This is a genomic window from Rathayibacter sp. SW19 (genome assembly GCF_030866825.1).
In the GTDB taxonomy this organism is placed as follows: Bacteria; Actinomycetota; Actinomycetes; order Actinomycetales; family Microbacteriaceae; genus Rathayibacter_A; species Rathayibacter_A soli.
The window spans coordinates 1,994,593-2,009,950 of sequence record NZ_CP133020.1 but is presented as its reverse complement, the minus strand read 5'-3'; the positions used below and the strand labels follow the sequence as shown (position 1 = coordinate 2,009,950).

The window sequence follows — 15,358 nt, the reverse complement described above, 5'->3', positions numbered from 1 at the left end:
CGTGCTGGCACGGGCTACGCACCTATCTGGCATGGATGCAGATATCGAAGTCGAGCCCGCGTTCCTCACCCAGGCCGAGGTCGCCCGCCTGCTGGGTGTGCCCGAGCGCACGCTAGAGGGCTGGCGACTGACGAAGTCGGGGCCGCCGTGGCTGAAGCTCGGCAGGCACGTCAAGTACGACCACGACGACGTGCTCGCCTGGGCGCGGGAGCAGCGCCGTGGCTAGGCCGAGGATTGCCGCCGGGGAGATCGGCCAGGTGCAGGTGACACCGCTCGCGAATGGTAAGTGGCGGGCGCGTGCCCGGATGCGTGACGACACGGGCGAGCTGGTACAGCTCCGCGCCGACGGCGCCACCGAGAACGCGGCCCGTCACGAACTACTCTCCCGCGCGAATGTGCTAACGACACACACGAAGGCGATCGTGTCGAAGTCCTCCACGATCGCCGAAGCGCGGCGGCGGCATGACACTCGGTACACTCACCGTCGGACGCCGTGACCGCATCATTCAGAACCTCCTGGCTGAGCGCGGCCTCTCCGCCGCGCGGAAGGCCCGGTCGGTGCTGTCGTTGATCTGCGGTTTCGCGGTGCGCGAGGACGCGATCCCGACGAACCCGGTGCGGGACGTCACCCGGCTGCCGACACCGCCGAAGAAGACTGCGATGCTCACACCCGAGCAGATCGAGGCGATCCGCGAACTCATGGCCCACTGGCGTGAGACTGACGGGATGGGGCCGCGCCCGAACTGGCGCGCCCTCGTGGACGGCATGGACATCATGCTCGGCACGTCCGCCCGCGTGGGCGAGTGCATCGGCCTGCGCCGCTGCGACGTGAACATGACCACCGCCCCGCCGACGATCCTCATCGACGGCACCATCGTGCAGAACAAGACACAGGGCATCACCCGGAAGGACGCCCCAAGCGCACCCGCCAGCGCCGCCGTGTCGCCCTCCCTGTCTTGGCCGCGGACGCCGTGCGGCGACGCCTCGCGCTGGCGGGACCCGGTCCGGACGCGCTGCTGTTCCCGACGAAGACCGGCAGGCCGATGAGCCTGTCGAACTACGAGCGGCTGCTGCGCTCCTTCATCGACGACAACCGGGCGGAACTGGTGCGGCTGGGCGTGGACGTGGACAAGTACTCGACCCACATCTACCGGAGTGATCGGCCTGTGGACAAAACCATCAGGATTCACGGGCCTACAAGGTCGGTAGCACATGAGTTAGCACATGAAAAGCAATCATGGATCGCTCACGCTCACGGGACGAAGTTGCTGATCATGCAAGTGTCTTGGAGCGCTGTAGTTTTCCGAGACAGTCACCGACACGCCCGAAGCCGCACTGCGATAACCTGCCAAACAGGCCCACAACAGCCAAAATTCATCCAACTGTTGCGTCGATCATTAGAAACCGCCCTGCCTGCACCCACCACGTCGACGGAACGATCGACCGGGATCCGGCAGTGGCCGAGAGCTCGCTGTAACGTTTGTTCGCAGATCACTAAACCGGGAAACGGGTCGAGTCGGCGTCACTGTGCGCCGCCGAGTTTCGGGTCGAGGCTCTGGACGACGTATTCGAGTTGTTCGGTCGTGAACGTGCCAGGGTGGCGGACAAGGACCTTACCCTTGGGCCCGAGAATCACCGTGTAGGGGAGCCCGGAGATCTGGAATTGGCCGGCGACCGACCCGTTCGCGTCGGCCAGGAGTGGGTAGGTTGTCCCTGAGCGTTTGGCGAACGCTTGGCCGGCGTCTGGCGTGTCGGACACATCGATGCCAACGAAGGCGATTTGCGATCCGAGATCCTGCGATGCTTTCTGAAGGTCGGGCATCTCGCTCACGCACGCGGTGCACGTGCTCGACCAGAAGTTTACGACCTGGTATTTTCCCCTGTTGATTGATGTCGAGAGCTTCGAACCGGATGCGTCGAGCATGGGAAGAGTGACGGCCGGCGGAGTCGCGCCGATCTGCGCGCCGCCGGGCTGCGGCGCTGTCGCCGCAGGACCCCTCACTGCGCTGCGGTCGCGTGCAGGCAAGAGGTCGATAGCGGCCTGAGCCATGGTGTGGGCGAAGACTGCGGTATCGGCAGACTCCGTCCCGAACTGCCCGAGCGCGCGTTCGTGCCCGGCCGGACCGATGAAGAAGACCTCGGTGCCGTGCACGACAGTCTTGGTGGCGGCATCCGCTTCGACAGGGACACCGTAGCTCCTCCAGAGTGCACTCAACTGTGTCGGGTCTGCCGTTCCGTAATACCAGTTCGAGGCATGTCCGAGCCCATGCGCGTCCGTCCAGGATTTCACGGCCGAAACCTGCGGGTAATACGGGTTGGCGTTGATCGAGACGAACGCGACCTTCGTGGTCGCACCGGCCAGGTCTCGGTTGGCGGCGACGACGTCTTGCGCGAGTAATGTGCACAGGTCGGTGCACTCGTCGTCGTTGAACGTCAACACGACCGATTCGCCCGCGAATTGTGCCAGAGAAACGCGGCGCCCGTTCTGGTCGGTGAGAGAAAAGGGCGGCGCTGAGAATGGTTTGCCGTCGAGGAGGTCGAGTTGCAGCACCGATGCGCTCGCCTGGTTGATTCCCGGCATGACATCGGCGGCGTTTGCGGGTGATCCGTGTGCGGTGCCGACGGCGATGATGCCGATGAGCGCGAGTGTGAGGGCAGCGCCGCCGGCTGCCCAGGCTATCCACGAGTTTCGCGGCCGATGTGTCGCTGCATCCTGCGTGCTGCCATTCGGCGTTGGGGTTGGTTCAGTCATCGGGTATATCTTTCTTTGTCGGAGGTGTGGGTAGGCGTGCGTCGGTAGACCACCCATGCCGTCAACGCGAGCGCGGAGATGACGAGTGCGCCGGCGAGGGTGCCGACTAGTACGGGCGCGGCGGCAAGCGCAGAGCTGATGGAAGATTGCACGGCGTCGACGAGGCGCACAGGTCCGGGAGTGGACAGCGGGTTCACCAGGTCGCTGATCCAGTAGTAGACGAGGTACAAGCCGACAGCGGTGATGACTGCGGCTGCGATCCGGGGGATGAATCGGCCAATGGCGCCAAGCCGTCGGATCAGGCCGGGTCCGGCGTGGGCGGCGATCAGACTCGCCGCGGTGACGAATACTCCCATACCGAGTGCGTATGCGACGAAGGTTGCTCCACCGGCAACCGCGCCCACCCGGGTGAAGGCTCCGGCGACGCCCGCCACAAAGAGAGGTAGCGCGCAACTGAGCGACGCGACGGCGTATGCTACGCCGAAGCCCGCCATCGCCACGGCGCCTGATCCGGTGCCGAAACGCGGTGTCGGCAGCGGCAGACGCAGGTGCCCTCCGACTAGCGACCCGACGCCGAGGGCGACCATCGCGGCTGCGATCACGATCATGGCCCACGGAATCCAGTCCATGATCAGCTGTATTCCCGATTCGACGATCAAGCCTGCGCATCCGAACGCGGCCACGAATCCGGCCGTGACGCAGGCGCCGGCCGTAAGGCCCCGTACGGTGCGGTGTGCCCACGTATGGCCGGAGTCGTCCGCGACGAAGAGTGCCAGATAGGCCGGCAGTAGCGGAAAACCGCACGGGTTGACCGCCGCGATCAAGCCAAGCGTGAACGCGTACACGATCGGTACTGTGGCGGTCATGACGAGCCCAGGTCGCGGGTGCAGTGGCGCGATCGGGTCGGATGGTGTGTGCTGCTAAATGCCAAGAGTGAGCAGGTCCTCGATTGTGGTCTCGCCGGCCGCCGCGGCGAAGGCCTCGAACCCGACCTGCACGGCTTGCTGGTTGTCGGGGGTCATAGTCGCGAGGATCGTCGCGATGTTCTGCCGCCGCCGATCGGTGACGTCGTCGACCAGATCGCGTCCGTCGGGTGTCAGCGCGATCAGTATCTCGCGTCGGCTGTCCGGGCTGGTCGTCCGCTGCACCCACCCGGCTGCGACCATGCGATCGATCCATCGGCTGAACGTCGAGGGCAGAGTACGCATGCGTTCGGCCAGCACGCCCATTCGGACGGGTTCGGACGTCGAGAGGACGACGAGCACGCGGAACTGTGGCAGCGTGACGACCTCAAGTGAGGCCGCCATCGATCGTGCGATGACGCCGAGCAGTGCACGGGAAGCGATCACGGTTGCCTCGATCGTGCGCGTATCCGCCAATTCCGCCTTTTTCACGCGCCACCATCTCTTTGATCTCCAGCGGACGTATCCGAACCGGATTGAGTCCCCCACGTCGGCGATCTGTCCGGCATCGCTCAGAAGTTGGATCTCGCCGTGTCACTGCGTACGTCGTTAAGTCTTGCACCGGCGCAACAGTTGCATAAGCGCATATGTTGAATCTGTGTGCTCATGGACCACATTCCCAGCTTGCTTGAGGATTCGAGACGGGCGATGTGAACTACCTTCGATCCCGCGGTTGGTCTTGTCGGGTGCCCAGGCATACTGAGTCACGGTGGGTCAAGATCACGAAGAAGTACATTGAGTTCGCAAGCGCATTCGACGTTCCGATTCGCCAACTTCGCACTACCGCCTGACGGCCAGGGTCCTTCGGCGTCTAGCCTTCGGTTCAGCGTTGTCGAAATACCAGCTCATGACGGATGTGGCGGCGTTCTGTCGTCATGGGACGCCAATGACGCAAGATAGTCGTTATAGGCGACACGCTCAATATCACCGTTGCGCAATGCCTTGCGATCGGCGACACGCTCGTGTCGAACTTCTGATTTTTGCCACTGCCAGAACAAGACACTAAGCACAATGAGCGTCGGCAGTTCCGTTGTAACCCACGCAATCCCACCCCCGACGGCTTGGTCGGAGAGGGGCGATATGCCCCAGCCGGAGACTGGGACGGTGTACCAGTGCACGATGAGCGCGGTTGACATCATAACGACGACGCCGAAGAAGGCGTGGAACGGAGTCGTGGCGAACAACTCGAAGATGCGCGTCGCTGCGTCGCTGAAGTTTCTGGGACTTTGGGAGTATCGACGCGGTGACGGGTCCACTCCCACGATGCCCCAGAAGTACAACATCCCGATCAGCACGAAATGGAGCAGCATGATGTTGTGACCCCACATGGTGCGCATGAGGAAGTCGAAGATCGGTGTGAAGTAAAGACCGTACAGGCTCATCATGAACAGACCGCCAGTGACAACCGGATTGGTGACGATGCGTGCAAAGCGACTGTGCAGGAACAGAAGCAGAATTTTACGCGCGCTCCAACGGCCCTTGAGAGCGACCGGGAGGCTGCGGAGCAGCAGGGTCATCGGTGCGCCGAGCACGAGGAAGATTGGCGCGAACATGCTCAGGGCCATGTGCTGGACCATGTGCACACTGAACAATTCCATGCCGTAACCGTCTAGCCCAGTGGCGGTGGCCTCCCAAATCATAGCCACGCCGAGTAACCACCAAAGCACTCGCGGGAGCGGCCAACGCACTCCACGCCGGTGCAACCTCCATACCCCATACAGATAGAGCAGTAGGAGCAGCGCGGCAAACATCGGGAGTATGGGCACCGGTTGCAGGTGCCAACCCATCAAGTTCTGCATTGTTGGCGGCCGGGTCGGCATCCACATGATGCCCTGGCCATTCATCATCTGCATCGGAGTGCCGATACCGGGGGTCGGCATCGGAGATGGTGATACGTTCAGCGCTAAAATCCTCGACCTCTGATCCCTACCGACCCCAGTAGAACCGGACAATACTGACCCCCGCGCGCATGGCATCGGGTTGACTCGACTTTACGCGGATTCGGATCACACCCGAAGGCGAGCCCGGCTTCGGCCGCACAGCAACGGCCACATCAACGCCGATAGCACTCCGAATTTCTCAAGCATCGAGACCAGTACCGGGGCCCTGTTTCCGCCGACACCCAACGCCCGTGTCTGACCGGAACGTTCACCGGGCCAACTCGGAGAATAACGGGCGAGGTTTCGCTGCACCGGGTAACGGTCCAGCAATTACCACGAACTTCGCGTCAGGCACTACAGTCGCCGGAATCCGCCACCCGCGCCCGAGACGGTAGTGAGATCGCTAGCGATTGCACGCACATGCGGGTGATAGCACAACTGTGCAGGGTCGGCCCGGTTTCTTTGCCACATCGCTCGAACAGAACGGAGTCAACAGTCGCAGCAGGACGCCAACTCCTCAGGTGAACGTGGTTCCCCCTGCATCGATGAACAGACTTAGGGGACCTGGGATACTGTAATAATGCGCTTGATTGAGTTCTCGGATGCGCTGCAGTCGCGGATGCTCACTGCCGAGTCCTCGTTGTGTGGAGCCGCGAACCACGGGCTGGAGAGCCTCACGCAAGATCCAGGGGGCGTCACCGGCCGATGAAGGCTGAACCTAATCCCGTTCCCGCTCGGCCGCGGCGGTATCCGGCGATGCTGCTTCGGCACCGCTCGCGTGCGACATTGCCGATCAACAGCGATACCGAGATTGCTCGTAGCATCGCCGGGGTATCCGTCATGATCCGGATCCGCCCAAACTCCCTCGCCCTGGCCGCCGTCGGCGGAACGTTGGGCACCGCAGCGCGCTTCGGAATCACCACGGTCGCCCCGAGCTGGGAGACCCTCTCGGCGGGCACAGTCGTGGTAAACATTCTCGGCCCCTTCCTACTGGGCGTTCTGCTGCAATTCCTAGCGGAAGGAACAGAGTCGAAACGGCGCCGTGCGGTGCAGTTAGTGGTGGGTGTCGGGTTCCTCGGCGCTTTCACCAGCTACGCGCAACTCGCCGTCGACACCGTCACGGTTACCGAGAATGGCCATATTCTGCTGGCCGCTGCGTACGCACTGGCCACCATTGCCGCGGGGGCTGTAGCGGCCTGGCTGGGCATCATCATCGCATCCCACCGGCGCCGAGTCGGACACCGATGACGGGGGCAGCCGATACGATCATGACGACCTGCCTGCTCGCAGTGGCCGGTGGAATCGGGGCGGCCCTCCGCCTTGCCCTGAACGGTGTTGTTCACCGGCATGTTCGCCCCAACTACCCGGTGGCGATGTCGATCATCAATGTCACCGGCTCGTTTGTGCTAGGACTCGTGTCCGGGCTGGCTGCGGGACGTGTCCTTCCCGATCAGTGGAGTCTGTTCATCGGAGTGGGCCTCGTCGGCGGGTTCACGGCATTCAGTACAACCAGTTTTCAGACCTTGCGGTTGTTGCAAGAGGGTCGAGTCTGGCTCGCGGTGGCTAACTCGTTCGGGATGATCGCTGTCGCCGTCATTGTAGCCGGGCTCGGTATCTGGCTGGGCCGGTCGCTGTGACGAACCCCAGCGTCGCATACAGCCGCCGGCGAGGAGTGGACTATCCGGAACGGCCACACGACCAGCACCCGAGCGGGAAACGGTGTCATTAACGGACACCAGGCACCGGCGCTAGCCGGGTTGGCAGCCCGGGTCGCAAGCCATGCCAAAATACGCCACAAGAAATCGAGTGGGCGATCGACCAGCATAGAGAGTTCTTTCTCATCCAGGCCAGGGCCATTACCACACCGCCAGACGCAGCCGGGCACCTCGTGTCGGGCTGACCTCTCCCTCGCCAAGCTTGCTGCACTGAGTCCTCCTGAAAACGTTGTCAGCCGCCTCGCTTAGCGAGACGAGGACGGGCCACCGACGGCCGTTTTAGTTTATGCGCGCTTCTCTCTTCGTAGAGCGGTGTAATGCCTGTTCAGCATTCCACGCGGAGTACCAGGCAACGCACCCCAGTCCTGAAGACGTGAGCAACGGCACTCCACATTGAGCGATGAATTTCTTCGGGCCTCGATGGTCGTCTTGACGGGTTGCTGGCCGAGCTGTTGTCGTCGCAGATGGCGCAGAAGCCCTTCCGCTTCCGACAGCACGGCTGGCGTCTGCAGCGCAAAGCCCGCAGGTCAAGTGACGGGTCTTCTCAGCCGGTTCAGAGTCCCTGCTCGTTCACGGTTTCCGTCGGCGTGAACTTCTCTGGGTTCGCCGCGAACTGATCGTGGCACCCCTGGGAGCAGAAATAGAAGGTGCTCCCGCCGTAAGGGTGGGTGGCCGCAGGATGAGCAGTGTCGACATTCATTCCACACACGGGGTCGGTAGCTCTTCCGGAGCCCAGGGGCTTCATGCTTCTCCGAGGCATGCTGCCCATTGCGTCGCTGTCCGGCTCCTCCAAATACCGTTCGGGCGTCGCCACGAACTTGTCATGGCAGCGGTCAGAGCAGAAGTAGTAGGTGGTGCGGTCATGGTTGTGGGTGGCCGGCGCGTGGGCGCGTTCGACCTGCATTCCGCAAACTACGTCCTTGGCGTATTTCTGTGTTTCGCCGAGGCGCGCCCGGTGGCGGTATAGCTCGTACACGAGGATGGCCACCACGATGAAGACGATGTTCAAATACGTCGTGTAATTCCATTGAAAATGGGTCGGCGCGATCTGGACCGGCCGGGACACCGCGGGAATGCGCACCAGTCGGAACAGGAGGTCGACGGCCAAGCCGGCGGCGCTCATCACAGCCCAGAAGGAGAAGAAGATCCGTAAGGCGATCCGGCGGCCGTAGAGCTTGCCGTAGATCAGCACTAAGGGCAGGGTGATCAAGTCGGCGAACACGAACGCGACCGTGCCGCCGAAGCTGAGACCACCCTTGAATAACGCCGCAGCCAACGGCACGTTGCCGATCGAGCACACGAAGCTGATGAACGCGACGAAGGGGCCGACGATCACGTTCTCCAGATCGGTAAGGAATCCGTGCCCGGAGAAGAAGATCACGCTGTAGGCGGAAGCCGGCACCGCCACCGCGAGGATCCCGGCGACCAGGTATCCGATCAGAAGCTCACGCCGCAGCATCATCACGTCCGAGACGGCGTAACCGGCCGCATCCGCCCATCCTGCTTTGGACCGCAAGCGCCGCCACAGGCCCACAACTTGACCTTTAGCAGCGTCCGATTCGTCGGACAGGCCCTGAGCTGATGCGCGACTGTTCAGACGCGCCCGAGCCGCCTCCAACTCGGCGGCGGGAAAAATTCTGGGTGCGATGAGAACGAACAGGGCGATCATGATGGCGCCACCGACGAATTCGGCGAGGGCGAACTGCCAGCCGATCAGCAGCCACAGCACGATGCCGAGCTCGATGACCAGATTGGTGGAGGCGATCATGAAAACCATCGCGGTCGTGAAGTCCGCGCCGCGCTGGAACAGGGACTTGGCCAACGCCGTCGCCGCATAGGAACAGCTCGAACTGGCCGCACCGAGCAACCCGGTTCGCACCACCGTGCGCGGCCGATGGTCTCCCATTGCCCTCCGCATCTCTTGACGGGAGACGAAGGCTTGAACGGCACCGGACAGTGTGAACCCTAAGATCAGCGCCCACAAGGTGCCCCAGAACATGAAAAAAGCTTCCAGCAGGCTCTGCCCCGCGATTGCCAGGAACGTCACCGGCGGTATCCTCCCTGTCCCTCACTGCTGCTCGGGTGCGGTTTGCGGAAGTCAGGTGCCATCGTGGCGCGCCGACGGGCCCAGGCTGCCCGGGCTTCGCGGATGACGAAGCGGAGCCGCCCCACTGGCCCAGAATCACATCCCGGCACTCCCTCGGCGATGCCGCAGCCTTCGGCGGGCCCGGCAGGATTCGTTCCGCCGCACCCCAGGTCCTCAACGGACGGCGCGTTAGGTCCTTCCTGATCCATCCGAACTCTCCGTTTGTCTCTTTTGTCTCTTTCGTGATTCTCACCCTGCTCGGGTGGCTAGAGCCACGCCTGCAACGGGCCGGCATATCCTCAAGGACCTTCATTTGGGTCCTCTGGACACATCTTTTTCTTCGTGACCACAGGCTAAAACCTTGCCGCAGGGGTAAGGTCAAGTCGGGTTTCGTGGACGAGACGAAACGTGCGAATGAGGGGAAGTGCCCACCATGACAATGACATCCGGTACGACGATGACGGTGGGGGCGGCGGCCGAGGCCGCGGGCGTCAGTGCCAAGGCGGTGCGGCTCTGGGAGTCCAAAGGACTCTTGCCTGCAGCGGAACGGACAGCGGGCGGCTACCGGGTCTTCACCCCGGGAGACGTGGAGATCCTGCGGTTCATCCGCCAAGCCAAGGCCCTGGACCTGACCCTCGCCGAAATCGCAGAGATACTGGACCTCCAGCGTCACGGAGCAGTCCCCTGCGACCGGGTGACGGATCTGTTGGACAGCCACATCGGGCAGATCGACCGTGCCATCGCTGACCTGCGCCGACTGCGTCGTTCACTGGACGGTGCTCGCCACGCAGCACGGCAGGGTCGGCACCGCGGCGAACCCGCCGTAGTCTGCCACATCATCGAAGGCGCCGTTTGAGAGCGGCATCCCACAGCCCCTTGACATTCCCACTCCGGCAAGGTTGCACGATGGTGTTAATAACATCGAACCCCAGGAGGGAACTCATGACCAGTGACATCCATCTGCAGGTGCGCGGCATGGACTGCGAGAAGTGCGAGCTGCGGATCGCCAGTGCTGTGAGCCGTCTCGAGGGAGTGCGAAACGTCAGTGCCGATTACCGCAGTGGAAAGGTTCGCGTGCTCGCCGAGAGTGAGCTGGCCCGGGATGCGGTCACGCGTCAGGTCACCGATGCCGGCCACGACGTCGATGACTGAACGGACAGCGCCGACTCTGGCGGATGCTGAGCCATGGCTTGCCCAACCTCCGCGTCTCGACGAGGACGGCCGGGCCCATCTTCAGCTCAAGCTGGGTGGCCTGCACTGTTCGTTCTGCGTGTCCACCATCGAAAAGTCGCTGACGCGCCGACCCGGCGTAGACTCCGTTGCCGTGTCCCTCGCCCACGAAGAGGGCCTGGTTACCTACCGCCCGGACAGCATCACCCCGACCGAGATCGTCGGCACCCTGCGCGAGGTCGGCTACACGGTGCGGGACCCGCGCAAGACCGCGACGTTCGAGGAGGCCGAGGCCGAGCTTGCCAAGGAGCGTAACCGGTTCCTCGCCGGACTCGGGATGACGGCGCTGGCGCTGGCGCTGATGGTGTTCAGCTGGAGCGGCCATCCGCCGGCGGTGACCATCGCCGGTCAGGTGTTCGTCTATGGGCCCTGGCTGATCCTGGGGCTGGGGCTGGCGATGATCTTCGTGGTCGCCCGTCCGACCCTGACCATGGGCTGGCAGTCGGCGCGGCGCGGCATCCTCAACCAGCACGTACTGCTGGAGGCCGGTGCTTTCGGCGGCCTGTTCGGCGGGTTGCTCGGCCTGTTCGTCGCACCGAAGACTTTCCCGGCCGGTGACTTCCTGGCCACCGCGGTCTTCATCACCACCTACCACCTGCTCTCCGGCTTCGCCTCCTCCCTGGTACGCAACCGCTCCAGCCAGGCGGTGCGGCGGCTACTCGAGTTGCAACCGGACACGGCATGGCTGGTCCGCGACGGGGCGGAGAGCGAGGTTCCCGTCGAGATGGTGCGCATCGGCGATCTCGTCCGCATCCGCCCCGGCCAGTGCGTCCCGCTCGACGGCCGTGTCGCATCCGGTAGCTCCACCATCGACGAGTCGATGGTCACCGGCGAATCCATGCCGACCGAGAAACGGGCCGGCACCGAGGTCATCGGTGGCTCCGTGAACCAGACTGGCACCCTGACCGTCGAGGTGACCCGGGTCGGCGAGGACTCCTTCCTGGCCCAGGTGGCACGCAACATCGAACAGGCCCGGGCGCTGAAGCCCGGCATCATCCAACTCGTGGACCGGATCATCGTGGTCTACGTGCCCATCGTGCTCGCCGCCGCGGTGCTCGCCGTGCTGGTGTGGACTCTGGGCGCGTGGGCCGTCACCGGCCACCTGGACACCCCGCGGGCGATCTTCGCCGCCCTGGCCACCCTGGTGCTCGGCTACCCCTGCGCGCTGGGCATGGCGACGCCGCTGGCGATGGCACGTGGCGGCGGCCAGGCCGCGGAACAAGGCATCCTGATGCGCTCGGGCGAGGCATTCCAAACCTTCAGTCAGATCCGCCGGGTCGTGCTGGACAAGACCGGGACGCTCACCGCAGGCAAACCGACGATCACGGACCTCCTCCCGGCCGCCGGTGTCACCCGGGAGGAGGTCCTCGCCGCCGCGGCCACCGCCGAACTCACTTCAGAGCATCCCCTCGGTCGAGCCATCCTCGACGCCGCCTTCAACGCCGGCCTGGAAATCAGCAACGCCGACGAATTCTTCTCGGAGACCGGGCTCGGGGTGAGTGCTGTCTCCGCCGGCATCCGGTTCAGCGTCGGCCGGCCAGGCTGGACGGCCCCGGATGGGCTTGGCACACTCGCCCAGGAACGGGAGCGGCTCGAGCACGAGGCCCGAACGGTTGTCGGTGTCGCCAGGGAAGGCCGCCTCCTCGGGTTGATCGGGATCGCCGACGCGGTCAAAGCGGACGCGGCCGAGGCCGTGGCACGACTACGGAGAGCCGGCATCGAACCGGTGATGCTCACCGGCGACAATGCGCGCACCGCCGCCGCCGTGGGCGAACAGGTCGGCATCAGCGACATCCGCGCCGGGCTACTACCTGGCGACAAGGCGCAAGCCGTCAGAGAGTTACAGCAGCAGGGCTTTCGGGTGATGATGGTCGGCGACGGCATCAACGATGCGCCGGCGCTCACTCAGGCCGACATCGGGGTGGCGATCGGGGCCGGCACGGATATCGCGATCGAGTCCGCCGACATCGTGCTGGTACGCGACCAGCTGACCGCCCTCGCCGACGCCCGGGACATCGGCGTGGACTCGTTCCGCAAAACCAAGCAGAACCTCGGCGTTGCCTTCATCTTCAACGGTATCGGGGTGCCTCTGGCGGTCACCGGGCTCATCGGACCGGTCTGGGCCATGATCGCGATGGTCGCCTCCGTCTCACTCGTGCTGGCCAACAGCTTCGGAGCACGTCTGAGGCCGGCCGGTGTCGCCGCTCTCGGCCGCCGCCTCGGCGGCTGGTCTCTCGACGCTGTCCGGGGCCTTCGACCCCGCAGTCTGCGCAGTTGGGCGTGGACGCCACGGGCAGCAGCCGTGTTGGCCTTCGTGCTCGCCGCGCTGGCGGCCGGGGCGGTCTGGGTCCTCGCGCTCGGGGCACCCGTGCTCGGCGGACGGTAACTGCGCCCCCGGCACGGCGGCGGCAGCCGCCTACTCGGTGCCGATCGGTTTTCGGTCCAGCAGCACATTGACCTTCTCATCGTAGAAGGCCAGGTCTCCTTTCAGCCCGGCGGCGTGCTCGAGTGGATTCTCGACAATGCGAGGTATTCAATTCAGAAACAGGCGTGCCTGCGCTCATCGGAATTCCGCCTTTCAGGCGCCCGCGGCAACGAGGTGGTACCCAGCATCGGCAACAGCATCGCCTATGCGTTCGGAATCAAGCGCAATAGTGGAGGTGATGGTGGCGCGGGAGATGCCGCCAGCGTTCAACTCGACGTCGACGTTTTCTACACCTTCCAGCGAGCCGAGTTCTTTGGTGACCGAGCCGACGCAGTGTGCGCAGGTCATGCCAGAAATGTTCACAGTGGTTTCCATGGGGTTCCTTTTCTCGTTTGTACAGGATGTAATTCAGTCTTGACCTTCCCCCGTGGGGGAAGGTCAAGACTTGCGAGTGAACAGGACACGACCTTCGAAGTTATAAGGTTCACCGCCTGGACCGACCATTCCAGCCGATCGTGGACCGAACCAGAAAAGAGGAACTATGATGTCGGATACCCCCGCACGTACAAGCTTCAGCACGATTGCGGCCACCGTCGGTATTCTGCTTCTGCCAGTGCTGTGCTGCGGCGTGCCGTTGCTGATTGGTGCCGGCGCACTGGGTCTGACGGCGACCTTTGGCATCATCGGTGCGGCCGTCGGTAACCCGTGGGTCGTGGCTGCCGCTGGCGCCCTGGCAGTCGGCGTGCTGGGGTGGTTCCTCCGCCACCGATACATTTCCGGTGCAATGAAGGACGCCTGCCGGGTCCCATCGCAGGCGACGAATACCGAAATCGACGGATGTCGTCATCCTGGGCGGGATGCATGAGAGACGTCTTTTAGCTATCAGTGCAGATTTCGGGTCTATCCGTTGGCAACAATCAGCGACCCGTGCGACGAATGAGCCTGTACATGATCCGGAGACCGATCAGGACCTCCACGGCGGCGGCAGGTCGGATCCAACGCGATCGCGGAACATCCTTCATTACGCCGCCAGCAAAACTCGATACGGCCACCGCCGCAACCGGGACCAGCCAGGCGGCGAACGTGGCGGCACGCAGCCAACGGCTGTGCTCGTGACCAATGGTGAACCACGTCCAGACGGCGGCGTCGGCCAGAAAGTCCGCCTGTTTTCCGAATCGGGTCACGGTTCCGGTGGCACGGGAGATCTTGCCATCGAGGAAGTCTGTAACAAGAGCAAGAACAGGCACCGCCACTCCCAGACGCTTCTGCAGCGCGGGCAGACTGGCGCGGATGAGGGTAAGCGTATTCGGCAGTCCGATCGAGGTGTGCTCTTCGAGCATGCCGAGGTGGGTGACGGCCAGAATCCAGCTTGCAACAACCCATCCGCGGCGACGAGGGTCAGCAAGAGCGCCGAGCGTCGCGTGCAGGGCGGTTGTTTCGGCGAAGGCCCTCTTGTGTTTTAGCGCTTGTCGAAGAGATCGCTTGGTTGCCCGGTCGAGGAAATGTAGCCACGCGCCGAATCGCCATCGCTCGGTTCGAAGGCCCTGAAGAAGTTCGTTGGTTGCGGCACGGCTGTCCGGATTCCACGACAGGCCACCCCTGATGCTGTCGTTTGTGTCCTCCTCACAGATGGCGGCTGACGCTATCCGGCCGCGACCGGACGCAAGCAACCCAAGCTCGGTGTCCTCACTTCGTGACAAAGACGCGCCTCACCGCCGTCGAGGCTATTTCGATCGCCATGCCGAGGATGATCGCGATGAAAATCTCGGCCACCGGACCGATATCCGCAACCAGTCCAGGCCCGCGCAGCGCGTGGGAAGCGAACAGGATCCCGGCGGCCACCAGTGCGAGGACGGCGCCAATTCCGGTCCCGGTCAGCACGGAGCGCCACGGCAACGATCGGTTCACACGCATGCGCATCAGCGCAACCGGCGCGATGACAAGGACGAGCGGCGCGAAATGGTATGTCGTCGTGGGCTGGTTCAAGGCGAGCAACAGCCAGCCGACGGCGACAACCGCCGCGACGGCCGCGCCTTCCCACAGCCGTGCCGGGAGCACGGAGTCGGACGGTGACGCTGCCGCCCGATACGGAGTGATCAACTCCGTTGCCGGGTAACCGCCAGCACGAGCCACAGTGGAGGCCACTGCTGCCGGGTAGTAGGCTCGATCCTCACTTGGCCGAAGGGCCCGGTATCGCACCACACGTTAGATTCTCCTGTCACCGACACGCCACGGGCCACCATACGGCGATGCTGAATGCGCATCTGCAATGCAGGTCACACAAGCGGGATTGCCACAGTGGCCACGA

The 15,358-nt window shown here is 63.8% G+C and carries 18 protein-coding genes; 10 read left to right on the top strand and 8 right to left on the bottom strand.

Going from position 1 to position 15,358, the window contains the following annotated elements:
* The first annotated feature begins 31 nt into the window (after positions 1–31).
* The 3 genes from QU604_RS09180 to QU604_RS09170 are packed head-to-tail and all read left to right on the top strand — an operon-like array spanning position 32 to position 1,047.
* Positions 32–226 (top strand): helix-turn-helix domain-containing protein, encoded by a 195-nt coding sequence (locus QU604_RS09180; protein WP_308468501.1) that lies wholly within the window; start codon positions 32–34, stop codon positions 224–226.
* Positions 219–497, top strand: coding sequence for a hypothetical protein (locus tag QU604_RS09175; RefSeq protein ID WP_308468500.1), 279 nt, complete (start codon positions 219–221; stop codon positions 495–497). Before QU604_RS09180 ends, QU604_RS09175 begins: the two co-directional genes overlap by 8 nt.
* Positions 463–1,047 (top strand): hypothetical protein, encoded by a 585-nt coding sequence (locus QU604_RS09170; RefSeq protein WP_308468499.1) that lies wholly within the window; start codon positions 463–465, stop codon positions 1,045–1,047. The genes QU604_RS09175 and QU604_RS09170 overlap by 35 nt, the downstream gene beginning before the upstream one ends.
* Before the next feature lie 475 nt (positions 1,048–1,522).
* Here QU604_RS09170 and QU604_RS09165 read toward each other — a convergent pair whose 3' ends face one another.
* From QU604_RS09165 to QU604_RS09150, 4 genes are all read right to left on the bottom strand, one after another.
* Positions 1,523–2,752 carry a redoxin domain-containing protein gene (locus QU604_RS09165; RefSeq protein ID WP_308468498.1) on the bottom strand — a complete coding sequence of 410 codons (1,230 nt, stop codon included), beginning with the start codon at positions 2,750–2,752 and terminating at the stop codon, positions 1,523–1,525.
* Positions 2,749–3,618, bottom strand: a complete 870-nt coding sequence (locus QU604_RS09160) for a cytochrome c biogenesis CcdA family protein (protein WP_308468497.1) — start codon at positions 3,616–3,618, stop codon at positions 2,749–2,751. The genes QU604_RS09165 and QU604_RS09160 overlap by 4 nt, the downstream gene beginning before the upstream one ends.
* Before the next feature lie 54 nt (positions 3,619–3,672).
* Complete coding sequence (locus tag QU604_RS09155) at positions 3,673–4,146, bottom strand: MarR family transcriptional regulator (protein WP_308468496.1); 474 nt, start codon at positions 4,144–4,146, stop codon at positions 3,673–3,675.
* A gap of 413 nt (positions 4,147–4,559) precedes the next feature.
* A complete protein-coding gene (locus tag QU604_RS09150; protein WP_308468495.1) occupies positions 4,560–5,594 on the bottom strand; it encodes a cytochrome c oxidase assembly protein in 1,035 nt (344 codons plus the stop codon).
* Between the two features lie 580 nt (positions 5,595–6,174).
* On the opposite strand from QU604_RS09150, the gene QU604_RS09145 reads away from it, so the two are divergent.
* From QU604_RS09145 to QU604_RS09135, 3 genes are read left to right on the top strand one after another with little or no spacing between them, the layout of a single operon-like run.
* Complete coding sequence (locus QU604_RS09145; RefSeq protein ID WP_308468494.1) at positions 6,175–6,303, top strand: hypothetical protein; 129 nt, start codon at positions 6,175–6,177, stop codon at positions 6,301–6,303.
* On the top strand, positions 6,300–6,842 hold the full coding sequence (locus QU604_RS09140) for a fluoride efflux transporter FluC (RefSeq protein ID WP_308468493.1): 543 nt from the start codon (positions 6,300–6,302) through the stop codon (positions 6,840–6,842). Before QU604_RS09145 ends, QU604_RS09140 begins: the two co-directional genes overlap by 4 nt.
* Entirely contained in the window at positions 6,839–7,231 is a 393-nt protein-coding gene (locus tag QU604_RS09135; protein ID WP_308468492.1) for a fluoride efflux transporter FluC, read from the top strand. The genes QU604_RS09140 and QU604_RS09135 overlap by 4 nt, the downstream gene beginning before the upstream one ends.
* Before the next feature lie 631 nt (positions 7,232–7,862).
* On the opposite strand, the gene QU604_RS09130 is transcribed toward QU604_RS09135, so the two are convergent.
* A complete protein-coding gene (locus QU604_RS09130; RefSeq protein ID WP_308468491.1) occupies positions 7,863–9,356 on the bottom strand; it encodes a permease in 1,494 nt (497 codons plus the stop codon).
* Between the two features lie 472 nt (positions 9,357–9,828).
* Here QU604_RS09130 and QU604_RS09125 point away from each other — a divergent pair, with 472 nt between their 5' ends.
* From QU604_RS09125 to QU604_RS09115, 3 genes are all read left to right on the top strand, one after another.
* Positions 9,829–10,251 carry a MerR family transcriptional regulator gene (locus tag QU604_RS09125; RefSeq protein ID WP_308468885.1) on the top strand — a complete coding sequence of 141 codons (423 nt, stop codon included), beginning with the start codon at positions 9,829–9,831 and terminating at the stop codon, positions 10,249–10,251.
* Between the two features lie 86 nt (positions 10,252–10,337).
* Positions 10,338–10,547, top strand: coding sequence for a heavy-metal-associated domain-containing protein (locus QU604_RS09120; RefSeq protein ID WP_308468490.1), 210 nt, complete (start codon positions 10,338–10,340; stop codon positions 10,545–10,547).
* Positions 10,522–13,011: a heavy metal translocating P-type ATPase gene (locus QU604_RS09115; RefSeq protein WP_308468489.1), complete on the top strand. Its 2,490-nt coding sequence runs from the start codon at positions 10,522–10,524 to the stop codon at positions 13,009–13,011. The genes QU604_RS09120 and QU604_RS09115 overlap by 26 nt, the downstream gene beginning before the upstream one ends.
* Positions 13,012–13,203: 192 nt before the next feature.
* On the opposite strand, the gene QU604_RS09110 is transcribed toward QU604_RS09115, so the two are convergent.
* A complete protein-coding gene (locus QU604_RS09110; protein WP_308468488.1) occupies positions 13,204–13,425 on the bottom strand; it encodes a heavy-metal-associated domain-containing protein in 222 nt (73 codons plus the stop codon).
* A gap of 166 nt (positions 13,426–13,591) precedes the next feature.
* Between QU604_RS09110 and QU604_RS09105 the strand changes: the two genes are divergently transcribed.
* Positions 13,592–13,915, top strand: a complete 324-nt coding sequence (locus QU604_RS09105) for a mercuric ion transporter MerT (RefSeq protein ID WP_308468486.1) — start codon at positions 13,592–13,594, stop codon at positions 13,913–13,915.
* Between the two features lie 52 nt (positions 13,916–13,967).
* Here QU604_RS09105 and QU604_RS09100 read toward each other — a convergent pair whose 3' ends face one another.
* Both QU604_RS09100 and QU604_RS09095 read right to left on the bottom strand, forming a co-directional pair.
* On the bottom strand, positions 13,968–14,750 hold the full coding sequence (locus tag QU604_RS09100; protein WP_308468485.1) for a CDP-alcohol phosphatidyltransferase family protein: 783 nt from the start codon (positions 14,748–14,750) through the stop codon (positions 13,968–13,970).
* A complete protein-coding gene (locus QU604_RS09095; RefSeq protein WP_308468484.1) occupies positions 14,737–15,195 on the bottom strand; it encodes a hypothetical protein in 459 nt (152 codons plus the stop codon). Before QU604_RS09095 ends, QU604_RS09100 begins: the two co-directional genes overlap by 14 nt.
* Positions 15,196–15,358: the final 163 nt, after the last annotated feature.

Coding starts and splice junctions, on each gene's coding strand:
- QU604_RS09165 (WP_308468498.1), bottom strand. CDS start 2,752: ATGACTGAACCAACCCCAACGCCGAATGGCAGCACGCAGGATGCAGCG.
- QU604_RS09105 (WP_308468486.1), top strand. CDS start 13,592: ATGATGTCGGATACCCCCGCACGTACAAGCTTCAGCACGATTGCGGCC.
- QU604_RS09160 (WP_308468497.1), bottom strand. CDS start 3,618: ATGACCGCCACAGTACCGATCGTGTACGCGTTCACGCTTGGCTTGATC.
- QU604_RS09145 (WP_308468494.1), top strand. CDS start 6,175: ATGCGCTTGATTGAGTTCTCGGATGCGCTGCAGTCGCGGATGCTCACT.
- QU604_RS09140 (WP_308468493.1), top strand. CDS start 6,300: ATGAAGGCTGAACCTAATCCCGTTCCCGCTCGGCCGCGGCGGTATCCG.
- QU604_RS09180 (WP_308468501.1), top strand. CDS start 32: ATGGATGCAGATATCGAAGTCGAGCCCGCGTTCCTCACCCAGGCCGAG.
- QU604_RS09170 (WP_308468499.1), top strand. CDS start 463: ATGACACTCGGTACACTCACCGTCGGACGCCGTGACCGCATCATTCAG.
- QU604_RS09120 (WP_308468490.1), top strand. CDS start 10,338: ATGACCAGTGACATCCATCTGCAGGTGCGCGGCATGGACTGCGAGAAG.
- QU604_RS09135 (WP_308468492.1), top strand. CDS start 6,839: ATGACGGGGGCAGCCGATACGATCATGACGACCTGCCTGCTCGCAGTG.
- QU604_RS09125 (WP_308468885.1), top strand. CDS start 9,829: ATGACAATGACATCCGGTACGACGATGACGGTGGGGGCGGCGGCCGAG.
- QU604_RS09150 (WP_308468495.1), bottom strand. CDS start 5,594: ATGCCGACCCCCGGTATCGGCACTCCGATGCAGATGATGAATGGCCAG.
- QU604_RS09115 (WP_308468489.1), top strand. CDS start 10,522: ATGCCGGCCACGACGTCGATGACTGAACGGACAGCGCCGACTCTGGCG.
- QU604_RS09110 (WP_308468488.1), bottom strand. CDS start 13,425: ATGGAAACCACTGTGAACATTTCTGGCATGACCTGCGCACACTGCGTC.